Here is a 20,253-nt window from a genome sequence, read left to right as displayed (position 1 = left end):
AGCAGACACTTGAGGTGCCCATCACCTTAAAGGTGCTCTTCGAGCGGCCAAGTATAAGTGCACTTGCAACTTGGTGTGAGATCCACCGTGCAGCCAAAGTGGCGGACGAAAACGGCCAGTCTGAGGAGATGTTTTTGTGATGAATGAGCAGCAAAGACAGATAGAGGCACTGATTGCAGAAGCATTGGCAGCTGGCGTGACCTTGTATGAAAAAAACGGTGGCTTGGCATTTAAGCAAACCGCTGGATTTCCTCCACAGTTAAAACAGCAGGTGGTTGAATATAAATCAGAGATCATTGCTTACTTTCAGCAGCAAAGCCGTGATGTGGCGAAATCTTCACCGCACATTATCGCGCAGCCAAGCGCGGGGAAAATCTTACCGCTGAGTTTTGCACAGGAAGGACTGTGGTTTATTGAGCAACTGCAAGGTAGCAAGCAGTATTATATGCCCGCCGAGTTTTTGTTACACGGCAAGCTTAATATTCAAGCAATGCGCAGCGCTGTACAAGATGTGGTGCAGCGCCACGAAATACTGCGCGCTAGGTTTGTAAAAAATGAACAAGATGGCCAACCCCAGCTGCAAATAACGGATGATATTAGTGCGCCGTTCGAGTGGCTTGATGCCAGTCTAGCAGCTGAGGAAACACGGCAAGCCTATATTACTTCACACCTTGAGGCCCATCAGAATAAGCCTTTTGACTTGGCTTATGATTGTTTGCTTCGCGTGCTGGTGGTGAGTGATGGAGATGAACATCACCTTGCATTTAATATGCATCATATTGTCTCTGATGGGGCATCAATGGCCCTACTCGCACATGAGATAGAAGCTGGCTATTGCAAACACGTTGGCGAACCGTATACGCCGCTGGCGAATATTAACGTGCAATATAGCGATTTTAGCCAATGGCAGCGAGCACAGCTAACGCCAGAACGCATCGATGCACCACTGGCGCAATTAAAACAGCAATTTAGCGAATTAGCGCCGTTGCAGTCATTGCCTTGTGATTTTGTCCGTCCTGCGGTGCAGTCGTTAACGGGGAAAGTATATCGCCAAGCGCTCGATGCGTCGTTATTTGCGGCGATCTCGACACAGGCTAAGTCGCTCCAGCTCACACCCTTTATGTGGCTGCTCAATACCTTTATGTTGTTTATCGCAAGGCTTACGCAATCGCAGCAGGTGGTTGTAGGAACGCCAGAGCTTGGCCGCCATCATCCTGAATTAACGCCGTTAATCGGCTTGTTTGTTAATACCTTAGTGATGCATGCAAAGCTCGAAAGTGATATGCCATTTAGCCAATGGTTGCAGCAACAAAAAGCCCTCAACCTAGCAGCGTTTGAATACCGCGATATTCCTTTTGATAAAGTGGTTGAAGCGGTTGGCGCTCCAAGAGATTTAAGTCACCATCCACTAGTGCAAATATTATTTACACTGGAAACCCGTGATGAGCGTGCTTTTACGCTTCCGGGATTATCGGTTCAAGAAGTGCAAAAACAACAGGCGGATAGCATAGCGGTAAAATGCGACTTAGAACTTAATGCCGTAGTTGATGAGCAGGCACTTTATTTACATTGGAAGTTTGATAGCCATCTTTACACAGAAGAGACCATCAAACATTGGGCGGATTGCTTTCACACGCTGCTTCAAGCTTGTGTTACAGCCCCTCATACCGCCGTTGGTGAACTTGCGTTACTGAACCAAAAACAGCAGCAAGCTTTAATAACGGACGCTCAATGCCAAGCGGCAACTTGGCCTAAGCAAGACACCATCACCAGCTTATTCACGCGCTACGCCGAGCACTTTGCCACACGCACTGCGGTGCAAGATAGCACGACTGTGCTGAGTTATCGTGAGCTTAACGATCGAGTCAATGCGCTGGCGATAATGCTGTTACAACAAGGCGTCACGCCACGAACCATGTTGGTGGTGAGTGTATCGCGCAGCGTTGAGATGATAGTGACCTTGCTGGCAGTGCTTAGAGTTGGTGCTGCCTACGTGCCAGTAGATCCCGACTACCCTCAAGAACGCATTGAGTATATTTTGGGAGACGTGCAAAGCCCATGGCTGCTTTGTGACAACGCTACGCAGGCACAGTTTAGTCAGATTTCATACCAGCTAATTAATGTGTCACAGGCAGAGCCTCAGGCCAGCCGAGAAGCCTTTAAGCAGCTTGATGCTATTCAGATTGAGCCGCGAGACTTGGCTTATATGATCTATACCTCTGGCACCACAGGGAGACCAAAAGGCGTACAAATTGAGCATCGTCATGTGGTGCGCTTACTTCATGTTGAGCCCAACTTATTCGATTTTAATGAGCAAGATGTTTGGACCTTGTTTCATTCCTTCTGCTTTGATTTCTCAGTGTGGGAAATGTATGGCGCGTTGCTCTTTGGTGGTCGCCTTGTGGTTGTGGATAAAGCGACTGCGCAAGACACTCAAGCTTTTGCTCAGTTGTTGGTTGATGCTCAGGTTACGGTATTAAATCAAACACCTAGTGCTTTTTACGCGCTACAAGCCACGCTACTCAATGACAGTCAGTTGGCGAGCCAATGTGCAGTGCGGTACGTGATTTTTGGTGGTGAAGCGTTGCAGCCGAGTAAGCTACAACCTTGGGCACAGCACTTACCAAATTGCCAGTTAATCAATATGTATGGCATTACCGAAACCACGGTACATGTTACGTTTAAGGCGCTGGAGCCTGCGGATCTGACGCTTGGCACCAGTAATATAGGTCGTGCTATTCCGACTACCAGCTGCTATGTACTTGATGACAAGCAAAGGCTCTTGCCGCAAGGTGCCGTGGGCGAGTTGTACGTAGGGGGCGAGGGGGTTTGTCGGGGGTATTGGCAACGTGATGAATTAAACGCGACCCGCTTTATTCAAAACCCATTTAGTGAAGCGTCTGAGCAGCGATTATATCGCTCAGGCGATCTCGTGCGCTTAATGGCCAGCGGAGAGCTGAGCTATGTTGGTCGAATTGACGACCAGGTAAAGGTTCGGGGTTATCGCATTGAATTAGGCGAAATTGAAAACCAGTTGCGCCATCATCCCGAAGTGGCAGAGGTCACTGTGCTGTTAAATCGGCAAGACCCAGAAAATGTCTGGATCTGCGCCTTTGTGGTGTTACATAAACAGGTCGAGTTCGATGACATCACTTTAGTCATGCAACAGTTTTTAAAACAAAATTTACCCGACCATATGTTGCCTGCCAAAGTTCAAGCGGTGGCAGCCATGCCACTGACCAGCAATGGCAAAGTAGATAAAAAAGCACTATTGCAGCAACTTGATACAAGCTTTAACGAAAACACTTATGAAGCACCGATTGGCGAGCTTGAAACCCAACTTGCATGTTATTTTGCCGAGATACTGCAGCGCGAGTCGGTTGGTCGTTATGACGACTTTTTTAGACTCGGCGGGCACTCGCTACTGGCTGCAAAACTGGCAAATCATATTCGCAAGACGCTGCACATTGAGTTACCGCTGCAAGCAATTTTTACGCACCCTACAGTACAAGGTTTAGCGGCAGCACTTGAAAAGCAAGACGCGCAGCTAAGTACAATTGCTGTGGTGGATAAAACTAATGGTGTGGTGCTGTCTTTTGCTCAGCAGCGTTTGTGGACATTAGATCAAATGCAGCAGGGCAGCCAGCAATATCAAATTCAAGCGTTATTGGCGTTTTCAGGAGCGCTTGATCTGAGCGCATTCGAGCAAAGTTGGCAAAAGGTGCTGTCACGGCATCAGGTGTTGCACTCGGCTATCACCAACACGAATGATGGGCCTAAACAGTACCTTGTGGCTTTGCCTGAGCATTTTGTTACGCTCATTGATGTCTCCACACAATCGCCGCTTTGGCAAAACTTGGTTTGGCAGCGCGCGGTACGAGACGACCAAGCGCAGGGTTTTGATCTTAGTAAAGCGCTAATGATCCGCGCAACTCTAGTTCGATTTTCATCAGGTTATCATCGCCTTATCGTCAATATGCACCATATTGCTAGTGATGCTCGCTCTATTGAAGTATTAATGCGAGAGCTTACGCAGTTTTATGCCCATTACACCCAAGGCTGTGGACTTGCCCATGACTTAATTGCGCCACCTGAGGTGCAATACGCGGATTATGCGCATTGGCATCGATCACTGTGCCAAGGCGCGCAGCAAAGTGCAGACATGGCATTTTGGTCAGCGCACCTTGACGATGCGCCGCCACTGCACCAATTACCGCTAGATACGCCGCGTGGGCAAGCGGTGAATAATAGCGCGCAAGCATTTAATGAGCAGCTAAGCGCAGAGACTTGGCAACGGCTACAACAGCATTGTCAGCGCTTGGGAATAACCCCGTTTATTTGGTTGCATAGCGCGTATGCGGTGGTGCTCGCTAAGTTTAGCCAAGTGGATGATATTGTGGTTGGTGCGCCATTTTCAGGGCGGCATCACCCGCAAGTGGAGCAGTTGATTGGCTTTTTCGTCAATGCCTTGCCTATTCGCGTGAAGGTCGATTGGCAGCAGAGTTTCAGTCAGCTACTCGATATACAAAGAGAGCAGATTGAGCAAGTACATCAACATCAATCACTTCCCTTTGAGCAGCTCATTGACCATCTTGGTGTTAGCCGTGAGCTGAGTCACCAAAGTGTTTTCCAGTTGAGTTTTGCGTTTAATCCGGAGCCACAGCACACACCGGAGTTTGTAGGCCTTAGCACGGAAGTTTTAGCGTCGGAAAACGCGCGTGCCAAGTTTGACCTAGAGCTCAGCGCAACAATAAATGGGCAAGAGTTAAGGTTGCACTGGCTATACAACAGTGGATTATTTGAAAAAGAAACTGTGGCTAGCATTGCAGAGTGTTTTAATGTTGTGATCGCGCAGTTACTCACGCAGCCTTATTGCGCACTTGCGGATATAAAACTTTGGAAGGATCAGCTGCTAGAGAATCATGCAATTTCAGGTAAATCAGCACCTGAACACTTGGATCTGTCAGTGCTTGAGCAAATTGAGCGAAATTTGGCTGTGCCCACGCAGGCCAAACAGATAGCGGTAATTGACACAAACTCAAATCAAACCTTGAGTTATGGTGAGCTTACTGAAAGAGCCAAGGCATTGGCGGCGCTGTTATTAAGTGAAGGGCTGCAACCCGAGCAGCCTGTGCTTGTTGCGATGACGGGTAGCGCAGATCTCATTGTGGCGATGTTGGCTGTGTTAAAAGCGGGTGGATGTTATGTACCTGTAGATCCTCATTACCCTCAAGCGCGAGTCAATTACATCGCTAAAGACAGCGGCGCAGCGCTGGTTTTAACAAAGTGTGAGTTTGCCGCTCGCTTTGAGATAGCTGAGTTAGATGATAATCACCTTGAGGCTGAATATCGCTCCTCACATGTCATTTGTGTTGATGACGCCAACGTGCAAGCGCGCCTTGCGACAATAGCATCACCTCAGCAGTTTCCAAAAGTTAAAGCGGATCAGCTAGCCTATGTGATTTATACCTCTGGCACGACTGGTAATCCTAAAGGCGTGATGATAGCCCACCAAGGGTTGGCGAATTTATGTGGTTGGCACCGACGTGCTTTTGCGGTGGATAATCATAGCGTAGCGAGTCAAACCGCAAACCCCGCCTTTGACGCGGCAACATGGGAGATTTGGCCTTATTTATGTGCTGGCGCGAGCTTAGTGTGTGTGACAAAAGCCGTGCTACAGTCACCGGCCGAATTAACAACTTGCTTCAATACGCACCAAGTCACGCATAGTTTTATTGCAACGCCAATCGCTCAAGCGCTGCTCACTGAGCCTTTGTTTAACCCGCAAAGCTTGCGCTATTTGCTGGTTGGCGGCGATAAACTCGGTGCGCTGCAAGCAAAAGAGTACGGATTTACCCTAGTCAATAACTATGGCCCTACCGAAGCTTCGGTGGTCGCGACTTCTGGCGTGGTTAAGTTTGACGAAAAGGTGCCAGATATCGGCTTGCCTATCGACAATAGTCAGCTATTTATTTTAGACCCACAACTGCGGGTTGTGCTACCGGGGATGATCGGTGAGTTATACGTAACAGGAGCGGGACTTGCCAGAGGATATTTACATCAACCACAGCTTAGTGCTGAGCGTTTTATTGAGCTACAAGTCTCTCCATCGCAAACGGTGCGAGCCTATAAAACAGGAGATTTGGTCCGCCTGCTGAGCAACGGCCGTATCGCCTATATGGGTCGTAACGATGGACAAGTAAAACTGCGAGGTTATCGTATTGAGCTGGCCGAAATTGAACAGCAAATTGGGCTGCTATCGAGCGTACAAGAATGTGTAGTTCAGATAACCACAAGCGCGTCAAGGCAGCCACAGTTACAGGCATTTGTGGTGGCAAACACTGAGCCTCAAGTGCTTCAAGCCCAGCTAAAGGAGAGACTGCCAAGTTATATGGTACCAGAGCATTATGTCATGCTCGCAAGGCTGCCTTTGACACCGCATGGCAAAGTTGACCATCGTGCCTTGGCAACGCTTAGTAAAACTCAACAGACTACCACAGTAACCGAGCAGAGCGTGGTCACACCGCAGGCTAACAGCATCGTAGCCCAGTTACTGGCGATTTATCGGCAGGTATTAAATACGCCATCCATGACCGCTGAAGACGACTATTTTGCGTTGGGCGGCGACTCTATTTTGAGTATTCAAGTCGCAAGTAAAGCCAAAGCACTCAAGTTACCTGTTAGCGCTACCGACGTGTTTACCTACCCCTGTGTTTCAGCACTTGCAGCAAGACTTGCCCAGCAAGATATTCACCTGCCGATGGGTAAAGAAAGGCAGCCATTGGTTGGTAAACTCGATAAATTACCAATTCAGCATTGGTTTTTTGCCCAACAATTTGCCAACCCCAGTCATTGGGATCAGAGCGTGCTGGTGAGTGTGGATAAATCCGTTACACCAGCGCAGCTCATGCAAGTGATAGGGTACTTGATAGCCCAGCACGATGCGCTACGTTTGGTGGTTGCGGATGAAAATACCCTATTTATACGTGATGGCATTGATATTCAAAAGGTATTTACGGCGCATACGCTTGAGCGTGACGCATGGCAAGCTGAGCTGAGCGAGTTCAGTGAGCAAGTGCTGCAAGGCTTTGCGTTTACTAGCACGCCACTGTTTAAAGCGGTGTTATTTGTGACACCTGACAGTGAGGCCAATAATCGCTTGCTATTTAGCGCGCATCACTTGCTAGTGGATGGCGTCTCTTGGCGTGTGTTACTTGAAGATGTGAGTCAGCTACTACAGCAGCAAACAAACAATGTGCCGCTGGAGCTTCCAGCCGCAAGCGCAAATTTAGCTGAACTTGCCGATTTTTATCGTGAACTTGCAACCGATGAGCGCGATTTGCGCAAATGGCAGAAGGTGGCTGCACTGGCTGAAACCTCACACTTATTGAGTCTTAATGATACAAGCGCGACCCCAACCATAGCCAAAGTTCGCCATACACTGTCAGCAACGCACACCCGTGCGCTACTGGGAGCCGCCAACACCAGTTATGGTACAACGGCGCAAGCATTGCAGCTCAGTGCGCTTGCCTGGTGTGCGCAAAAGCGTGGTGCAGGCAGTGAAGTGATCATGCTAGAAGGGCATGGTCGCGAGTTACTGACGGAGGCATTGGACAGTAGCCGAACCATTGGCTGGTTAACGGCGCTCTATCCAATACAGTTATTTAGTAATGGCAGCCGCTTGCATGATGTGATTTGCAGTATCAAGGCGGAGCTTGAAAGGAGCGCTAAAGTCGCCAGTAGTTATGGCGCTGCGCGGTATTTACACCCAGAGCCAAGCGTTCGCTCATCGCTTGAGATTGATACCCGCGGCTTACTGTTTTTCAACTATTTAGGCCAGCTAGATACAGTTATTGAGCAACAAGGTTTGCTGGGAGATGCTCGTGAGTCGACTGGCGCTTTGGTTGCAGAGTCAAACCTCAGTTACTTTGGCGCACAGCTAACCGCAGCGGTTGTCGATAGTCAATTGGCGCTAACGTTAGAATTTGACCGTCAGCGCTTGGCACCAGAAGAAGCAGAGCGGTTAAGCAAAGCGATACTCGAAAGTCTAATTCAGGTCATCGAGCATTGCCAATCCCAGCCTCAACGTCATTATACAGTCAGTGACTTTCCATTTCTCAGCGGCATTTCTGAACGGCATTTGCAACGGATACTTGGGCAAGTTGAGGGAGAGGTTGAGGATATTTACCCCCTTACAGGCTTACAGCAAGGCATGTGGTTCCACAGTCAAACGGCACGTGAGGCGCACACTCAAAGCACGCTACCTTACGTAGAGCAAACCAGCTTATTGCTACAAGGTTGTGTGGATATTGAGGCGTTGAGTTACGCTTGGCAGCAATTGATTAAACAGCACAGCATATTACGCTCGGCCTTTATCAGCGTCGCGGGTGAGCCGCTGCAAGTGGTCTGTAAACATGCCGATGTACCACTGACGCTGCTGCGCAGTGATGCCATCGCAGAAGAACAATCGCACATGGTGAAATCACAGACTGAGGTGGAGTTTGCCGAGCCGCTTACGCTCTCAAAAGCGCCCTGTATGCGATTGAGCTTAATTGCTTTTGAGGATGGCAATGTCGGGGTGGTGTGGACCTATCACCATCTCATTATGGATGGCTGGTCGCTGCTGGTTCTATTTGCTGAATTATTGGCATTTTATCAAGCCCGTTGCCAAGGGGAGTTACGGCCCATTGTGGTAGATAATTTCCGCGATCATATCGAGTACTTACATAATACGCATGCTGATAGTGATGAAGCGTTTTGGCGAGAGTATTTGGGTGAAGTTACTGCGCCCACATTACTCAGCGAAAAGGTACTACACACTGAAAATCAAGCGGCCGGTGTTAAAGAACTCAGTGTGACTTTACCGCAATCGCTGCAAGATGCCGTGACTCGCTTTACAGGCGAGCAAGGTCTTACCGTCAATCAGTTTATCCAAGGGCTCTGGGCTTATTGGATGGCAAGTTGCTGCAACGAACCGTATGCCTTATTTGGTCAAACCATCGCGGGTAGACCTACAGCGCTTAGTCGAATGGCGCAGCGCGTTGGCTTGTATATCAATACGCAAGCGGTCCATGTCACGATAGATCAAAATGCGCGTGTGAAAGATTACCTGCAAGCGGTGAAGTCGCTGCTTACGGCATTGGCGCAGCACCCGCATACACCACTGACACAAGTTCATCAGTGGTCGGGTATTGAGAACGACAGTCCACTGTTTGATTGTTTATATGTATTTGAAAACTATCCGCAAGACCCACTGCAAAATAGCGCAGCGCTGCCATTTATCGCAACAACCTTAAGTGAAGTTGACGAAACACACTATCCATTGACCTTTGTGGTCGGCGTTGGGGCGGGTTTATCGTTCACGCTGAGTTATCAGCAGCAATGCTTTGATGAAGTGTTCATCGAGCAAAGCCTTGCGGCTATGCAGCAGCTAATTTTAGCTGCGACACAACAGCCTGAGCAAACACTCGGAAAATTGTCTTGGCAGCCTCAACACGCGTCGTACAGCAAGGCATTGCCACTCCCTACTTTTGCACTGACGCAAGCGGCGAAATATCAAACGCCAAATTTACCTATTCAGCGATTATTTGCTCAAGTTGCTGCTGAATTTCCTGAGCATATTGCTATTCGTGAATATAGTACCGCCTCTGGGGAGGCACGCTGTTATCACTATTCACAGCTGGATAAAGACGCCAATCAGCTCGCCTATTACCTTGCTTCACGACTAGAGCCGAGTACAGCCCCCGTAATTATTGCGCTGTGTTTAGAGGCGAATTATCAGCTTATTGTGGCTATGTTTGCGGTGCTCAAATTGGGCGCGGCTTATCTACCAATTGCACCATCACTACCCGAATCTCGACGTCGTTTACTGTTGCAAAATGCCAATGCAGCCATGCTGGTTACTCAATCAAAACATTGGCAGGACAGTTCGCAGCAAGTGGTGCCGCAAGTCGATTTAGATAGTATTCAGGGCGCTTTGGCTGAGCAGCCTAGTTGTTGCTTAACTGCGCCATGCCAGATTGACGACCTCTGTTATGTGATTTATACCTCGGGCACCACGGGTATGCCAAAAGGGGTGATGGTGGAGCATGCCAGTGTCGTTAATTATGTGCAGGCATTAGCCTCGCAATATGCGATTACGCCAAGCGACAATTACCTGCAATTTGCCAGCATGAGCTTTGATGTGTTTGCCGAAGAAGTTTTTTGTACTTTACTTCATGGCGCAACGCTGGTAATGGCACCGACAGACGACATGCTAGATCCCAACAAACTGGCGCAATTAAGCCTAGATGCTGAGCTGACACTGATGAGTTTACCAACGGCGTATTGGCATCAACTTGCAGCGACTTCAGTCGCCTTGCCAGACTCGTTACGGATCATCACCATAGGTGGCGAGCAAATGCAGATTGCCGCGCTCACCGATTGGCAGCAGCGCTATGGCGACCGTATTCGAATTATTAATGCCTATGGCCCGACCGAAGCAACTATTTCTGCAACCCTTAATGATGTCACACACTTCAGTGGTGCACGCGTACCAATCGGTCAGCCCGTCGCGGGTTTGTCTTTATATTTACTTGATGAGCAGCTCCGAGCAGTGGCCACCGGTGTGGAAGGCAATTTATACATTGCGGGTATTGGCCTTGCCAGAGGCTATCTCAATGACAAAGAAAAGACGCAGCAGGCCTTTGTCATTGAGCCAGATAGCGGCCAGCGACTTTATAAAACCGGTGATCGCGCTTGCTGCTTAGCCTCAAATGAATTGCTGTATCTAGGCCGAGGTGATGACCAAGTTAAAGTGCGCGGGTACCGCATCGAATTGGGAGAAATTGAGCGACAGCTTCAGCTGATAGACGAAGTTGCTGCTGGTGCTGTGATGGTGCGTGAAGATAGCAGTAGCAACGCGCAATTGGTGGCATTTGTGCAGCCAACGCAGCACACGGAAATTAGCGCGGCCTCACTGCGGGCGCAGTTACGCGCAGTACTACCCGCTTACATGGTCCCTGAATTGTTCCAATTAGTTAGCCAGCTTCCGCTGACAACGAATGGCAAGATAGATCGCAAACAGCTCATTGCACTGGCAGGTTCATACACTCCGCCTCAATCCTTGCGGCAAGAGGCTAAGCTGGAAAGGCTCACACCACTACAAACTCAATTAGCGCAGCAGTTTGCCTGTCGTTTGCAGGTGGATGGAGTGTGCCTTGACGATAACTTTTTTAATTTAGGTGGTCATTCGCTATTAGCGATGCGTTTAGTGGGTGATATTAATCAGCACCTACAACTCAATTTGCCACTGTCGGCACTTTTTGAGCATCCGACTGTGCGTGGGCTCAGTCAGTATGTTCAGGCATTGAGAGATAGCCTCGGCGAGCACCATGGCGAACCTCAATCGCTTGAAACCTTAGTGTGTTTGCAAGAAGGCGAGCTTGGTTTTACACCTGTGGTATTGATTGCAGGAGCGGGAGGTTGGCTAATGGCATTTCATGCGTTAGTGAATGGGCTTGATAGCCGTATACCCGTTTATGGCTTGCAGCCAGAGGCGCTTGCTGAGGAACCCGAGACGCTAACCTCTATTGGCCGCACCGCAGAGTATTACTTGAGTGTATTAGCCGACGCTAAGCTTGGTGAACAGGTGCATTTGGTCGGACATTCTTTTGGCAGCTTTATTGCCTATCAACTTGCCACTTTACTTGAGCAACAAGGTCGAATTGGCTGCTCGGTAACTGTGATTGATACGCCTGTACCGAGCAGCCCAGCGCTTAACTTGGATGAAGCGCAAATCGCACAAATGATGCTGGATAATCTGGTGGCGTTTTTTCGCCTTAGTGTCTCTGGTGCTGAAATCAGTGTCTATAAGCAAGGTGATGCTTCGGTACGTATTACCTATCTTAATCGTTGGATACATCAAGCTGGATTTAATTTTAGTGATGCGCATCTACGTCACTTTCAACAAGTTTTTAGTGCCCAACTGCGAGCAAATATTGAGATGCCGTCTATGCTTAGCGACACCCCAATCTGCGTTGTAAAAACGCAGCAAACGCAAGAATTTGAAGGCCGTCCTGTGAATCAAGACATGGGGTGGAAACCATTTAGTCACACTCTCTCTTGTTATGAAGTCAAAGGAGATCATTTGTCCTGTTTGCAAGCCGAGCAAGTGTGGCAGTTGGTTAACATAATTGAGCGCAACTATGTGTTGCACTAGCAAAAGTACTTACTTTTAAGGATGGGAAAACAATGGATCACGCACTTTCTTTGGAATTGGATCCGACAACGATTGCAGCAGAACCTCGGATACATGACTTATCTGAGGTTAAACAAAGCGGCATGGCCTGGGTGAAAAACCACGTTCAAGAGGTGAATAACTGGGTTGAGCGAGATGGTTTTGCATTGCTTCGTGGCTTAAATATTGTGAGCACGAATCAGTTTAGCGCCATACTTGAGACCTTGTTTGGTGAGCGTTTAAGCCAGTATGTTTATCGCTCTTCGCCACGAACGGCACTGAACAACAATATTTACACCACCACGGAATATCATGCCGATCAAGTGATCCTGCAGCATAACGAAAATGCTTACTCCAATGTTTGGCCGATGCGAATGGGCTTTTTTTGTATGATCCCAGCAACCACGGGAGGGTGCACACCACTTGCCGACAGCCGTGAAGTATATCGTCGTATTCCCAGTGAATTAAGAGATAAGTTTGAGCGTTTAGGTGTGCAGTACGTGCGTAACTACGGTGATATTGACCTACCTTGGCAAGAGGTTTTTCAGACTGAGAGTAAAGCCGAAGTTGAGCAATATTGCCGACAAAATGAAATCGAATTTACTTGGCTTGATGATAAAAGGCTACAAACCAAGCAATGGCGTCCGGCGGTCATGCGCCATCCAAAAAGTGGTGAAAAGGTATGGTTTAATCAAGCTCACTTGTTCCACTGCTCGAGCCTAGATAATCAACTCAGTGCACAAATGCGTGACAGTATCGGCAGCGAATTTTTACCTCGTAACGCCTTTTTTGGTGATGGTAGCGAAATAAGTGACCAAGACATCAAGCTCATCAATCAGGTTTATCAAGACCTCACTTTTGCTTACCCGTGGCAAAGAAACGATATTTTGCTGCTGGATAATATGCTGTTTACTCATGGCAGAGAGGCCTATACAGGCACTCGTAAAGTACTAGTTGGCATGGCAAATATCGCGTCAGCATAACTAGTTGGTACTCATTCCGATGAAAGTCGGGCAACAACATTTGTTAGTGGTTACGTGGTTGGCAATGTAAGGAATGAAAAAATGAAATGGCTAATACAACTACGGCTAAGAATGATGATGCTATTTTGCATCACCTTAGCACTGGCTTCTTGTTTGCAGAAAAAGAGCATTGCAGATAATCACACGATTATGCCTAATCAATTAGAAATGATAGAGGCGGTGGTGAATGAATATTGCGATGCCAACCTATTCTTTGGCACGGTTTATATCACTTCAGTAGATAAAGTGGTGTATCAGTCCAACTGCGGACCACAGAACATGCAGTATGATGTTGATAACAGCGTTAAGTCCAAATATCGCATCGGCTCCAATACCAAAGCGTTTTCGGCCGCTATTTTAATGAAGATGTTAGATGGTAAGGATTTACGACAGGAAACCATTGGCGATCACTTGCCTTGGTACCCAGATAACCAATGTGCGGATGTGTCGCTACATCACTTGCTTACCATGTCGTCTGGGATCAATAACTACAGCGACAACGAAGCCGTGTACGATAACTACGGCTGGCGGCCTTATTTGTACAACGCAAATCTAGACCTTAACGGTCCGGAAGATTTTAGTAACCGCTTTTGTACTTGTGGTACCGAAGCGGGGCAAAGTGGCACACCGTCATTTACACCAGGTAGTAAGTATGAATACAGCAACTGTAACTACTATCTTATCGGTAATATCATCGAGCAGTTAGCGGCTGGCAAACAAGGCAATATTGGTCGTGAGCATTGGTTTGCCAATATCGTTCAAGAGCAAATTCTAAACCCGCTTAGTATGACGGACAGCGGCTCTTACAGTGCGATTGGTGTCTATTCAAATATGACCACAGGTTATATCTATAATCAAAACCAATACTTATCGCTTGCTAATGGTCGTCCACCAGCAACTGGCGGACCTGCACCTTACGAAGATATTTTAGTGAATCCATATAGCAACCCTTTGGTGCTGTATTCGGCTGGAGATTTGTATTCCACAGTGGAAGACATGCATAAATGGGATCAAGGCTTGTATGGCACTCAAATCTTAAACGATACCCAGAAACTAGCGGCCTTTGCTCCCTACTCTAACACCGGTAGCAGCGAAGAGTGTGAATACTATGGCTACGGCTGGTTTGTGACTTATGTCGACCCAAACCAGTACGGCAAAGTGGCGAATTGCCCCGAAAACCCAGCCGATGCAAATCTCAGAATGTATGAAAAATTCTTACAATACTCAGGTAGTTACCCCTATTCATGGGTGACCAGTTTTACTCGCTTACTGGAACGAGACCAAAGCATTATGGTGTTTAGCAACTATGTGAAAGAGGGGATTGAGTCAGATTGTATTGCCAAGGAGATCCGCAACATTATCTTCTATAGTGATAAACACCGTACTGAGCAATGTCAGCAAGACTTGAATCAGGCATAACGCGGTACGGAAAAGCACCGAGCTGTCGCGCTCGGTTAAACAAATTAATAGAACGCCAGCAGTAGGTGGCAACGTTTCGCTCAGTTGTATTTGTGACACTGTGCAAATCCTTGGTTGTTCTTAGGTTTACTTCTTCATCATGGATGAAGGCGGTAAAGCTCAGAGTTAAATAAGTGCAGCTTGTTTGATTTTGGGTACTAGGGCAAGTACCAATATGGTGCTTGATGGGTTCGACAACTGTTTAAATAAATCATGAGGATGAATTATGGCAGTGACAAAAACAGCGAAGGATGACAAGGCGAGCGAAGCTCCAGAACAACAGGAATCACAACTTGTTGCTGATGAAGACAGAGCAGCCGTTGCTCAGCTGATTGTCGACAAATACACAAAATGGTCGTTTGGCTCTGGGTTTATTCCCGTTCCTGCGGTTGATTTAGTGGCGTTGACAGGGATCCAAATGAAGATGATAGGCGAAGTAGCAAAAGTCTATGGTCAATCATATGGTGACAACAAGCTGCGTGGCACAGTGAGCGCATTGATCGGCGGCTCTTTTCCACAAACCTTAGGGGGCGCGGGACTAAGCAGCTTTTTGAAGGCGGTTCCTGTCATCGGCACGCTAAGCGCAATCGCATTTATGCCAGTTGTGTCTGCGGCATCAACACACGCAGTAGGCGCAACTTTTGTTCGACACTTTGAAAATGGCGGCACGCTGATAGACCTGAATCTAGCAAGTATGAAAGGGGATATCGCAGACATTGCAGCTAAGTATCGTGCAAATAAAGGGAATGCGGACGCAACAGCTACAGCGGAAAAAGCCACAGTATAACCGATACTGGCAGACATAAACCGGCAGGCAACTGCTGGTTTATTCTTTGTACCGAATTTATCAACAACTTGGAGAAAATGATGCTTGTCGCTTTATATTTAGTGTTATGCATTTTAACTGGCTACTGGGGACGTAACACTTTTGCAGGACCCGTGGGCTTCTTTTTAATTTCGTTGGTGTTTACGCCCATTGTTGGCTTGATAGTCTTATTGGTTGGGCAAAAGCGCAAGCCCACAGAGATGAATGACGAAGAGTGACACCTTAGATTGCCAGTAAAACTGATAGATTTATAAATATAACCTAATGTTTTAATGAAATATTTATTTAAATCCAACAGGCAGTTTTAGTTTTTAGGGACTATGCTAAGTAGCATGCGTGGGCGGTAGCCCAATAACAATAAAAGATAATAACAATGGTATTGTACGAATTAATTCGCCGACATATTCAGATAAAGAAAAGGACCTTTATTGCACTGGGGTGCATTTCTGGTTTGGCCAATGCGTTGGTGCTTGCGCTTATCAATAACGTAGCAGCCAATATCTCTGATATTAATAAAGAAAACCATATTCTTTACTACTTAGTGCTATTTACACTGACGATTGCAATATATGGGTTCACTCAGCAAAGATTGATGACTAAAGCCGCGCAAATGGTGGAGCGCGCTATAGACAAATTGAGAGTCGATCTGTTTGAAAGCATTCGTCATACCGAGCTGTCAACGCTAGAGAAAATTGGCAAAGAGCGGATCTTTAATACCATCAGCAAAGAGTTGCAGACTATATCTCAGTCGGCGCAGCTGTTTGTGATCATTGGTCAATCCATCAGTTTGGTGTTTTTCACATCGCTCTATATTGCCTGGCACTCTTTTGTGGCGTTTATGGTTGTCTCGACACTGATTTTGGTCGGAGCGAGTATTCACCGTTTACGCGCCAATGAAATCCAGCGCAACATGCGCATTTCTTTTGAAAGCGAAAACCAGCTTATTCAACGCTTATCTGACTTGCTCGATGGCTTTAAAGAAGTCAAGCTCAGTGAGCCAAGAGCGGAAGATTTAGAGCATGAGTACCGCCGTGATTCGAATCGTGCAAGGCGTGCAAAAACCAAAACCCAAACCTTGTTTGCGACTGACTTTATTCTGTCGCAAATCACCTTTTTCGCAGCGACGGGCGCTATGGTGTTTATCGTTCCTATGCTCTCTGACGTATATACCGATGTTGTCATTAAAGTCACCACCGCATCGCTATTTTTAATCGGCCCTATCACCAGTATTGTTGGTGGGATCCCGTTTTCACCACCGCCACAGAGGCGGCGCAAAACGTTTTAGCTCTGGAGCGCGATTTAAAAAATGTCCATGATGAGCAAGAGGTTAAACGACCTGAGCCTGGTGACAGCCTAACCTCATTTAATGCCATCACCTTAGCGGGGGCGTTTTATCAACATCAGAAAAAATCGAGCGATCGTCCGTTTGCTGTGGGGCCGGTGGATATCACCTTTGAACAAGGAAAAACTACTTTTATTACCGGTGGTAACGGTAGCGGTAAAACAACGTTTATCCGGATGTTGACTGGCCTTTATGAATTACAGAGCGGACAAATCCTTTTGAATGGCAAAGCGGTTACGGAAGACAATCGCCTTGCATATCGAAGCTTATTCACAGCTGTTTTTGCGGATTTTCATTTGTTCCAGCAGCTTTATGGTATTCGTGACTTAAGCACTGAAGAAATCGACGAATGGTTGGACTTTTTAGAGATGCGCGCCAAAGTGGGTATTCAAAATGGGGCCTTTAGCACCATAGATTTATCATCAGGTCAGCGAAAGCGTTTAGCGCTTTTGAGTACCATTTTAGAAAATCGTCCCATTTACATCTTTGATGAGTGGGCGGCAGATCAAGATCCTATCTTTAGGCGAAAATTCTACGAACAAGTGTTACCTCGTTTAAAAGCGCGTGGTAACACCATTATTGCCATCACCCATGACGATGCCTACTTCCATTTGGCCGATGTGCACTTAAAAATGGAGGAAGGTCAGTTGTTAGCACACCACGACAGTGAAAGTAATGGAGTACCATCATGAACATTAATATTTCAGGGGATTTTGCTTTACTCGTCGCCGGCGGCTTGATACTCGCGCTGATCCTATCTAATTTGCTCATGCGGGTGTTAAAGCGTTACAAGCCCAAGTGGCATAAGCGTATTTTGTCTTGGCGTTTTCGTGCAGGTGTGACGTTACTTATTTTACTGTTTATTGTCGTTGCATTGGTCAAAGTCATTTTTATCAAGGTTGACTCAGGTCAAGTTGGAGTACTGTGGAAGCGCCTTGGTGGTGGTACATTCGTAGAACATCCATTTTATGAAGGCACGGTGCTGGTTTATCCTTGGGATACGTTGACGATTTATTCGAGTCGATTCCAAACCGCGACCACCGAGATCCACGCCATTACTTCCGAGGGACTCAGGATCAAAATGGAAATAACAGTGCGGTACCGTCCTGTCGTGGAACATATCCCCTATTTACACAAGTTAGTTGGAGCCGACTATCTTGATGAAATTGTGATCCCTGAAGTTGCATCAGCGGTGCGCATGATTGTTTCTGATTATACTGCTGAAGAGGTCTATGCTAATCAGCGCTTAAGGATCCAAGAACGGCTGTTGTGTACTGTGTTGAGAGAAGTTCAGCTAAAAGAAAAGTCGATACTCAAACAAGAAAAAAGCGAAATGCAAGGGCACAACTTGGTGAATTTAGACGATATGCTTATTCGTCATGTTGATATTCCAGAAGGGGTACATAATGCGATCGTTGCGAAAGTGAACCAAATGCATTTATACCAAGAATATAAAATGCGTTTAAAAGTAGCCAAAAAAGAGGCAGAACGGAAAAAAACCGAAGCTCAGGGATAGCCGACTTTCAAGAAACGGTGAGTGGCGGGATCTCTGAAACCTACCTAAGATGGCGTGGCATAGAAGCAACCATAGAATTGGCGAAATCTAATAACGCAAAAGTGGTGGTAATAGGCAGTGGTAAAGATGGTCTACCATTGATTTTAAATACGGAGGGCAGCACATCTGCTTTGCCTGCCTCGGTTAACCCAAATGCTACGGATCCACAAAGCCAAGAGCCACAAACACCTAATGCGACTAAATGAAAGTAAGGAATAGTTACATTTTGAGCATCGCGGACTACACTGTGGCGATAAAGGAAAAGAGAAGGACAACGAAAAATGCAAATTGATTTACATCATGGCATGACGTGGGTGGTCGCACGCGCGGCGGGATTCACTGACCAAGAGGCTGAAATTATTGCTTACGCGGCACAATACGTAGACGATGCAACAAACTATGGTCACATCAAGTTTGATAACGGTGCTGCTTATGAGCGCATCGCAACCGCCCACAGGATGCTCGATTATAAAAGCCTAGACAGCTTAAAGAACAGGAAAGTGTGGGTACCTTTTCATTTCCTACCGGGTAATGGCGGTTTACCTGCTGGGCAAAATCCGTCGGGCACCTTTATTCAAAAGCTAGTGTGTAAGCCACATTCTCACGTAGCAAAAGATATGGTCGCTGAGTGTATTGCAGATAAGCATAGGCCTTATGGACTGCACCGCCTTGGTATCACCTCTCATGTCTTTATTGATACTTGGGGCCATCAGGGATTTGCTGGCATACAGCATAAAGTTAATGAAGTGACTGAAATAACGGACTTGAATGGTGAAGCAGAAGAGACTTGGCGCGAGCGAATTAGCGAATACTTTTTAAATGTTGTTCAAGATGATATTCCAAGTTTAGGGCATGGACAGGCGCTTTCCCACCCTGATCAGCCTCATCAGCAGTGGAGCTACATCAACGGATTGGGCGAAAAAGTGGTGCGAGATAATCCAAGCGATTTTCTAATCGCAGCCGATGAGCTTTGCAAAGTCTATCAAGACTATCGAGGCGAGGTTATCAGTGGCTTGAGTGAGTCATTAAAGCAAGAAATAGCGCAATGCTTTGCTGAATTTGATATGGATGATGGTGAAGAACGTCATCAACTGTGGCTTGATGCCATTGAAGCTAACCGGTTTGGACTTGGAAGTTATACCCTAACTTACATTGCAAAAGGTGAGGGGTCTTGGAAACACCAAGCGCTAGGTACAACCCGTGCTAAAGGTGACGACGATAGCTATTCATTCCGCAGTGAATTTTTAACTTCTAACTGGAAGTATTTTCACGATGCAGCCAAAAAGCATCGCCTCTGTGTCATTGATGATATTTTACCCAAATACGGAATTTGTGTGAGCTAAGCTTCAGATAGACGAGTCTAGCGGTAAAGTAAGTGCAGCTAGGCTGCACTATTTTTGTGTTTAAAATAGCTCGGAAGAAAGCTCTTGGGATTGTGAATTTTGGTTAATATGCCAAGTTTCGACAAGGCGAGTCGTACCACCCGAGTTTTTACAAATTAATTCTGTCACCAGCACTTTATAAAAACCACTGTATTTAGCCTCACCCACAACATTCAAGACATCACTATAAAACTGGCCTCTAAGCCGCCAGTGAGCATATGAAATTACTCAGTTGTGCCTGCATGTGCTGAGATAAAGTCAACAGGTTCGCCCTGTTAGTGCGAATGCTCTCCCGCACCATCCTGATCATAAAATACCTGAGTAGCCAAAACAGAAGTGGAACTACAAGGCAATAGCATCGCAAGTAGTCGAGTATTGAGTGTAACCATAGTCGTTTAGTGATTAGGAGTCATGGGACCAATACGTTTATAGTTTGCAATCGGATAGGATT

The 20,253-nt window shown here is 46.9% G+C and carries 11 protein-coding genes; all 11 read left to right on the top strand.

Annotated elements, in window-relative coordinates; genetic code table 11:
- Positions 1-14 precede the first annotated feature (14 nt).
- The 11 genes from B1L02_RS24585 (at position 15) to B1L02_RS15220 (ending at position 19,763) form a co-directional block, all read left to right on the top strand.
- Positions 15-140: a hypothetical protein gene (locus B1L02_RS24585; protein WP_232003100.1), complete on the top strand. Its 126-nt coding sequence runs from the start codon at positions 15-17 to the stop codon at positions 138-140.
- Complete coding sequence (locus tag B1L02_RS15250; RefSeq protein WP_088531717.1) at positions 140-12,199, top strand: non-ribosomal peptide synthetase; 12,060 nt, start codon at positions 140-142, stop codon at positions 12,197-12,199. The genes B1L02_RS24585 and B1L02_RS15250 overlap by 1 nt, the downstream gene beginning before the upstream one ends.
- A 32-nt stretch (positions 12,200-12,231) precedes the next feature.
- On the top strand, positions 12,232-13,200 hold the full coding sequence (locus tag B1L02_RS15245) for a TauD/TfdA family dioxygenase (protein ID WP_088531716.1): 969 nt from the start codon (positions 12,232-12,234) through the stop codon (positions 13,198-13,200).
- A gap of 81 nt (positions 13,201-13,281) precedes the next feature.
- Positions 13,282-14,658, top strand: a complete 1,377-nt coding sequence (locus B1L02_RS15240) for a serine hydrolase domain-containing protein (protein ID WP_088531715.1) — start codon at positions 13,282-13,284, stop codon at positions 14,656-14,658.
- A 265-nt stretch (positions 14,659-14,923) separates the two neighbouring features.
- On the top strand, positions 14,924-15,484 hold the full coding sequence (locus B1L02_RS15235) for a YcjF family protein (RefSeq protein WP_088531714.1): 561 nt from the start codon (positions 14,924-14,926) through the stop codon (positions 15,482-15,484).
- A 77-nt stretch (positions 15,485-15,561) separates the two neighbouring features.
- Positions 15,562-15,741 carry a hypothetical protein gene (locus tag B1L02_RS23800; protein ID WP_151201435.1) on the top strand — a complete coding sequence of 60 codons (180 nt, stop codon included), beginning with the start codon at positions 15,562-15,564 and terminating at the stop codon, positions 15,739-15,741.
- A 155-nt stretch (positions 15,742-15,896) separates the two neighbouring features.
- Positions 15,897-16,808, top strand: coding sequence for an ABC transporter transmembrane domain-containing protein (locus B1L02_RS24580; protein ID WP_232003099.1), 912 nt, complete (start codon positions 15,897-15,899; stop codon positions 16,806-16,808).
- 155 nt (positions 16,809-16,963) lie between these two features.
- Positions 16,964-17,557 carry an ATP-binding cassette domain-containing protein gene (locus B1L02_RS24575; RefSeq protein WP_232003098.1) on the top strand — a complete coding sequence of 198 codons (594 nt, stop codon included), beginning with the start codon at positions 16,964-16,966 and terminating at the stop codon, positions 17,555-17,557.
- Positions 17,554-18,381, top strand: coding sequence for a prohibitin family protein (locus tag B1L02_RS15225; RefSeq protein ID WP_232003097.1), 828 nt, complete (start codon positions 17,554-17,556; stop codon positions 18,379-18,381). Before B1L02_RS24575 ends, B1L02_RS15225 begins: the two co-directional genes overlap by 4 nt.
- Before the next feature lie 17 nt (positions 18,382-18,398).
- Positions 18,399-18,626: a hypothetical protein gene (locus B1L02_RS24570; RefSeq protein ID WP_232003096.1), complete on the top strand. Its 228-nt coding sequence runs from the start codon at positions 18,399-18,401 to the stop codon at positions 18,624-18,626.
- 75 nt (positions 18,627-18,701) lie between these two features.
- On the top strand, positions 18,702-19,763 hold the full coding sequence (locus tag B1L02_RS15220; RefSeq protein WP_088531713.1) for a DUF6765 family protein: 1,062 nt from the start codon (positions 18,702-18,704) through the stop codon (positions 19,761-19,763).
- The last annotated feature ends 490 nt before the right edge of the window (positions 19,764-20,253 follow it).

Source organism: Pseudoalteromonas piscicida, from assembly GCF_002208135.1.
In the GTDB taxonomy this organism is placed as follows: Bacteria; Pseudomonadota; Gammaproteobacteria; order Enterobacterales; family Alteromonadaceae; genus Pseudoalteromonas; species Pseudoalteromonas piscicida_A.
Note: the sequence above shows the minus strand (reverse complement) of the source record. Positions and strands in the feature narration are given on the sequence as shown.

What these genes read in the sequence shown, in the direction of transcription:
- B1L02_RS15235 (WP_088531714.1), top strand. Translation starts at nt 14,924, where the DNA reads ATGGCAGTGACAAAAACAGCGAAGGATGACAAGGCGAGCGAAGCTCCA.
- B1L02_RS23800 (WP_151201435.1), top strand. Translation starts at nt 15,562, where the DNA reads ATGATGCTTGTCGCTTTATATTTAGTGTTATGCATTTTAACTGGCTAC.
- B1L02_RS15240 (WP_088531715.1), top strand. Translation starts at nt 13,282, where the DNA reads ATGAAATGGCTAATACAACTACGGCTAAGAATGATGATGCTATTTTGC.
- B1L02_RS15245 (WP_088531716.1), top strand. Translation starts at nt 12,232, where the DNA reads ATGGATCACGCACTTTCTTTGGAATTGGATCCGACAACGATTGCAGCA.
- B1L02_RS15225 (WP_232003097.1), top strand. Translation starts at nt 17,554, where the DNA reads ATGAACATTAATATTTCAGGGGATTTTGCTTTACTCGTCGCCGGCGGC.
- B1L02_RS15250 (WP_088531717.1), top strand. Translation starts at nt 140, where the DNA reads ATGAATGAGCAGCAAAGACAGATAGAGGCACTGATTGCAGAAGCATTG.
- B1L02_RS15220 (WP_088531713.1), top strand. Translation starts at nt 18,702, where the DNA reads ATGCAAATTGATTTACATCATGGCATGACGTGGGTGGTCGCACGCGCG.
- B1L02_RS24580 (WP_232003099.1), top strand. Translation starts at nt 15,897, where the DNA reads ATGGTATTGTACGAATTAATTCGCCGACATATTCAGATAAAGAAAAGG.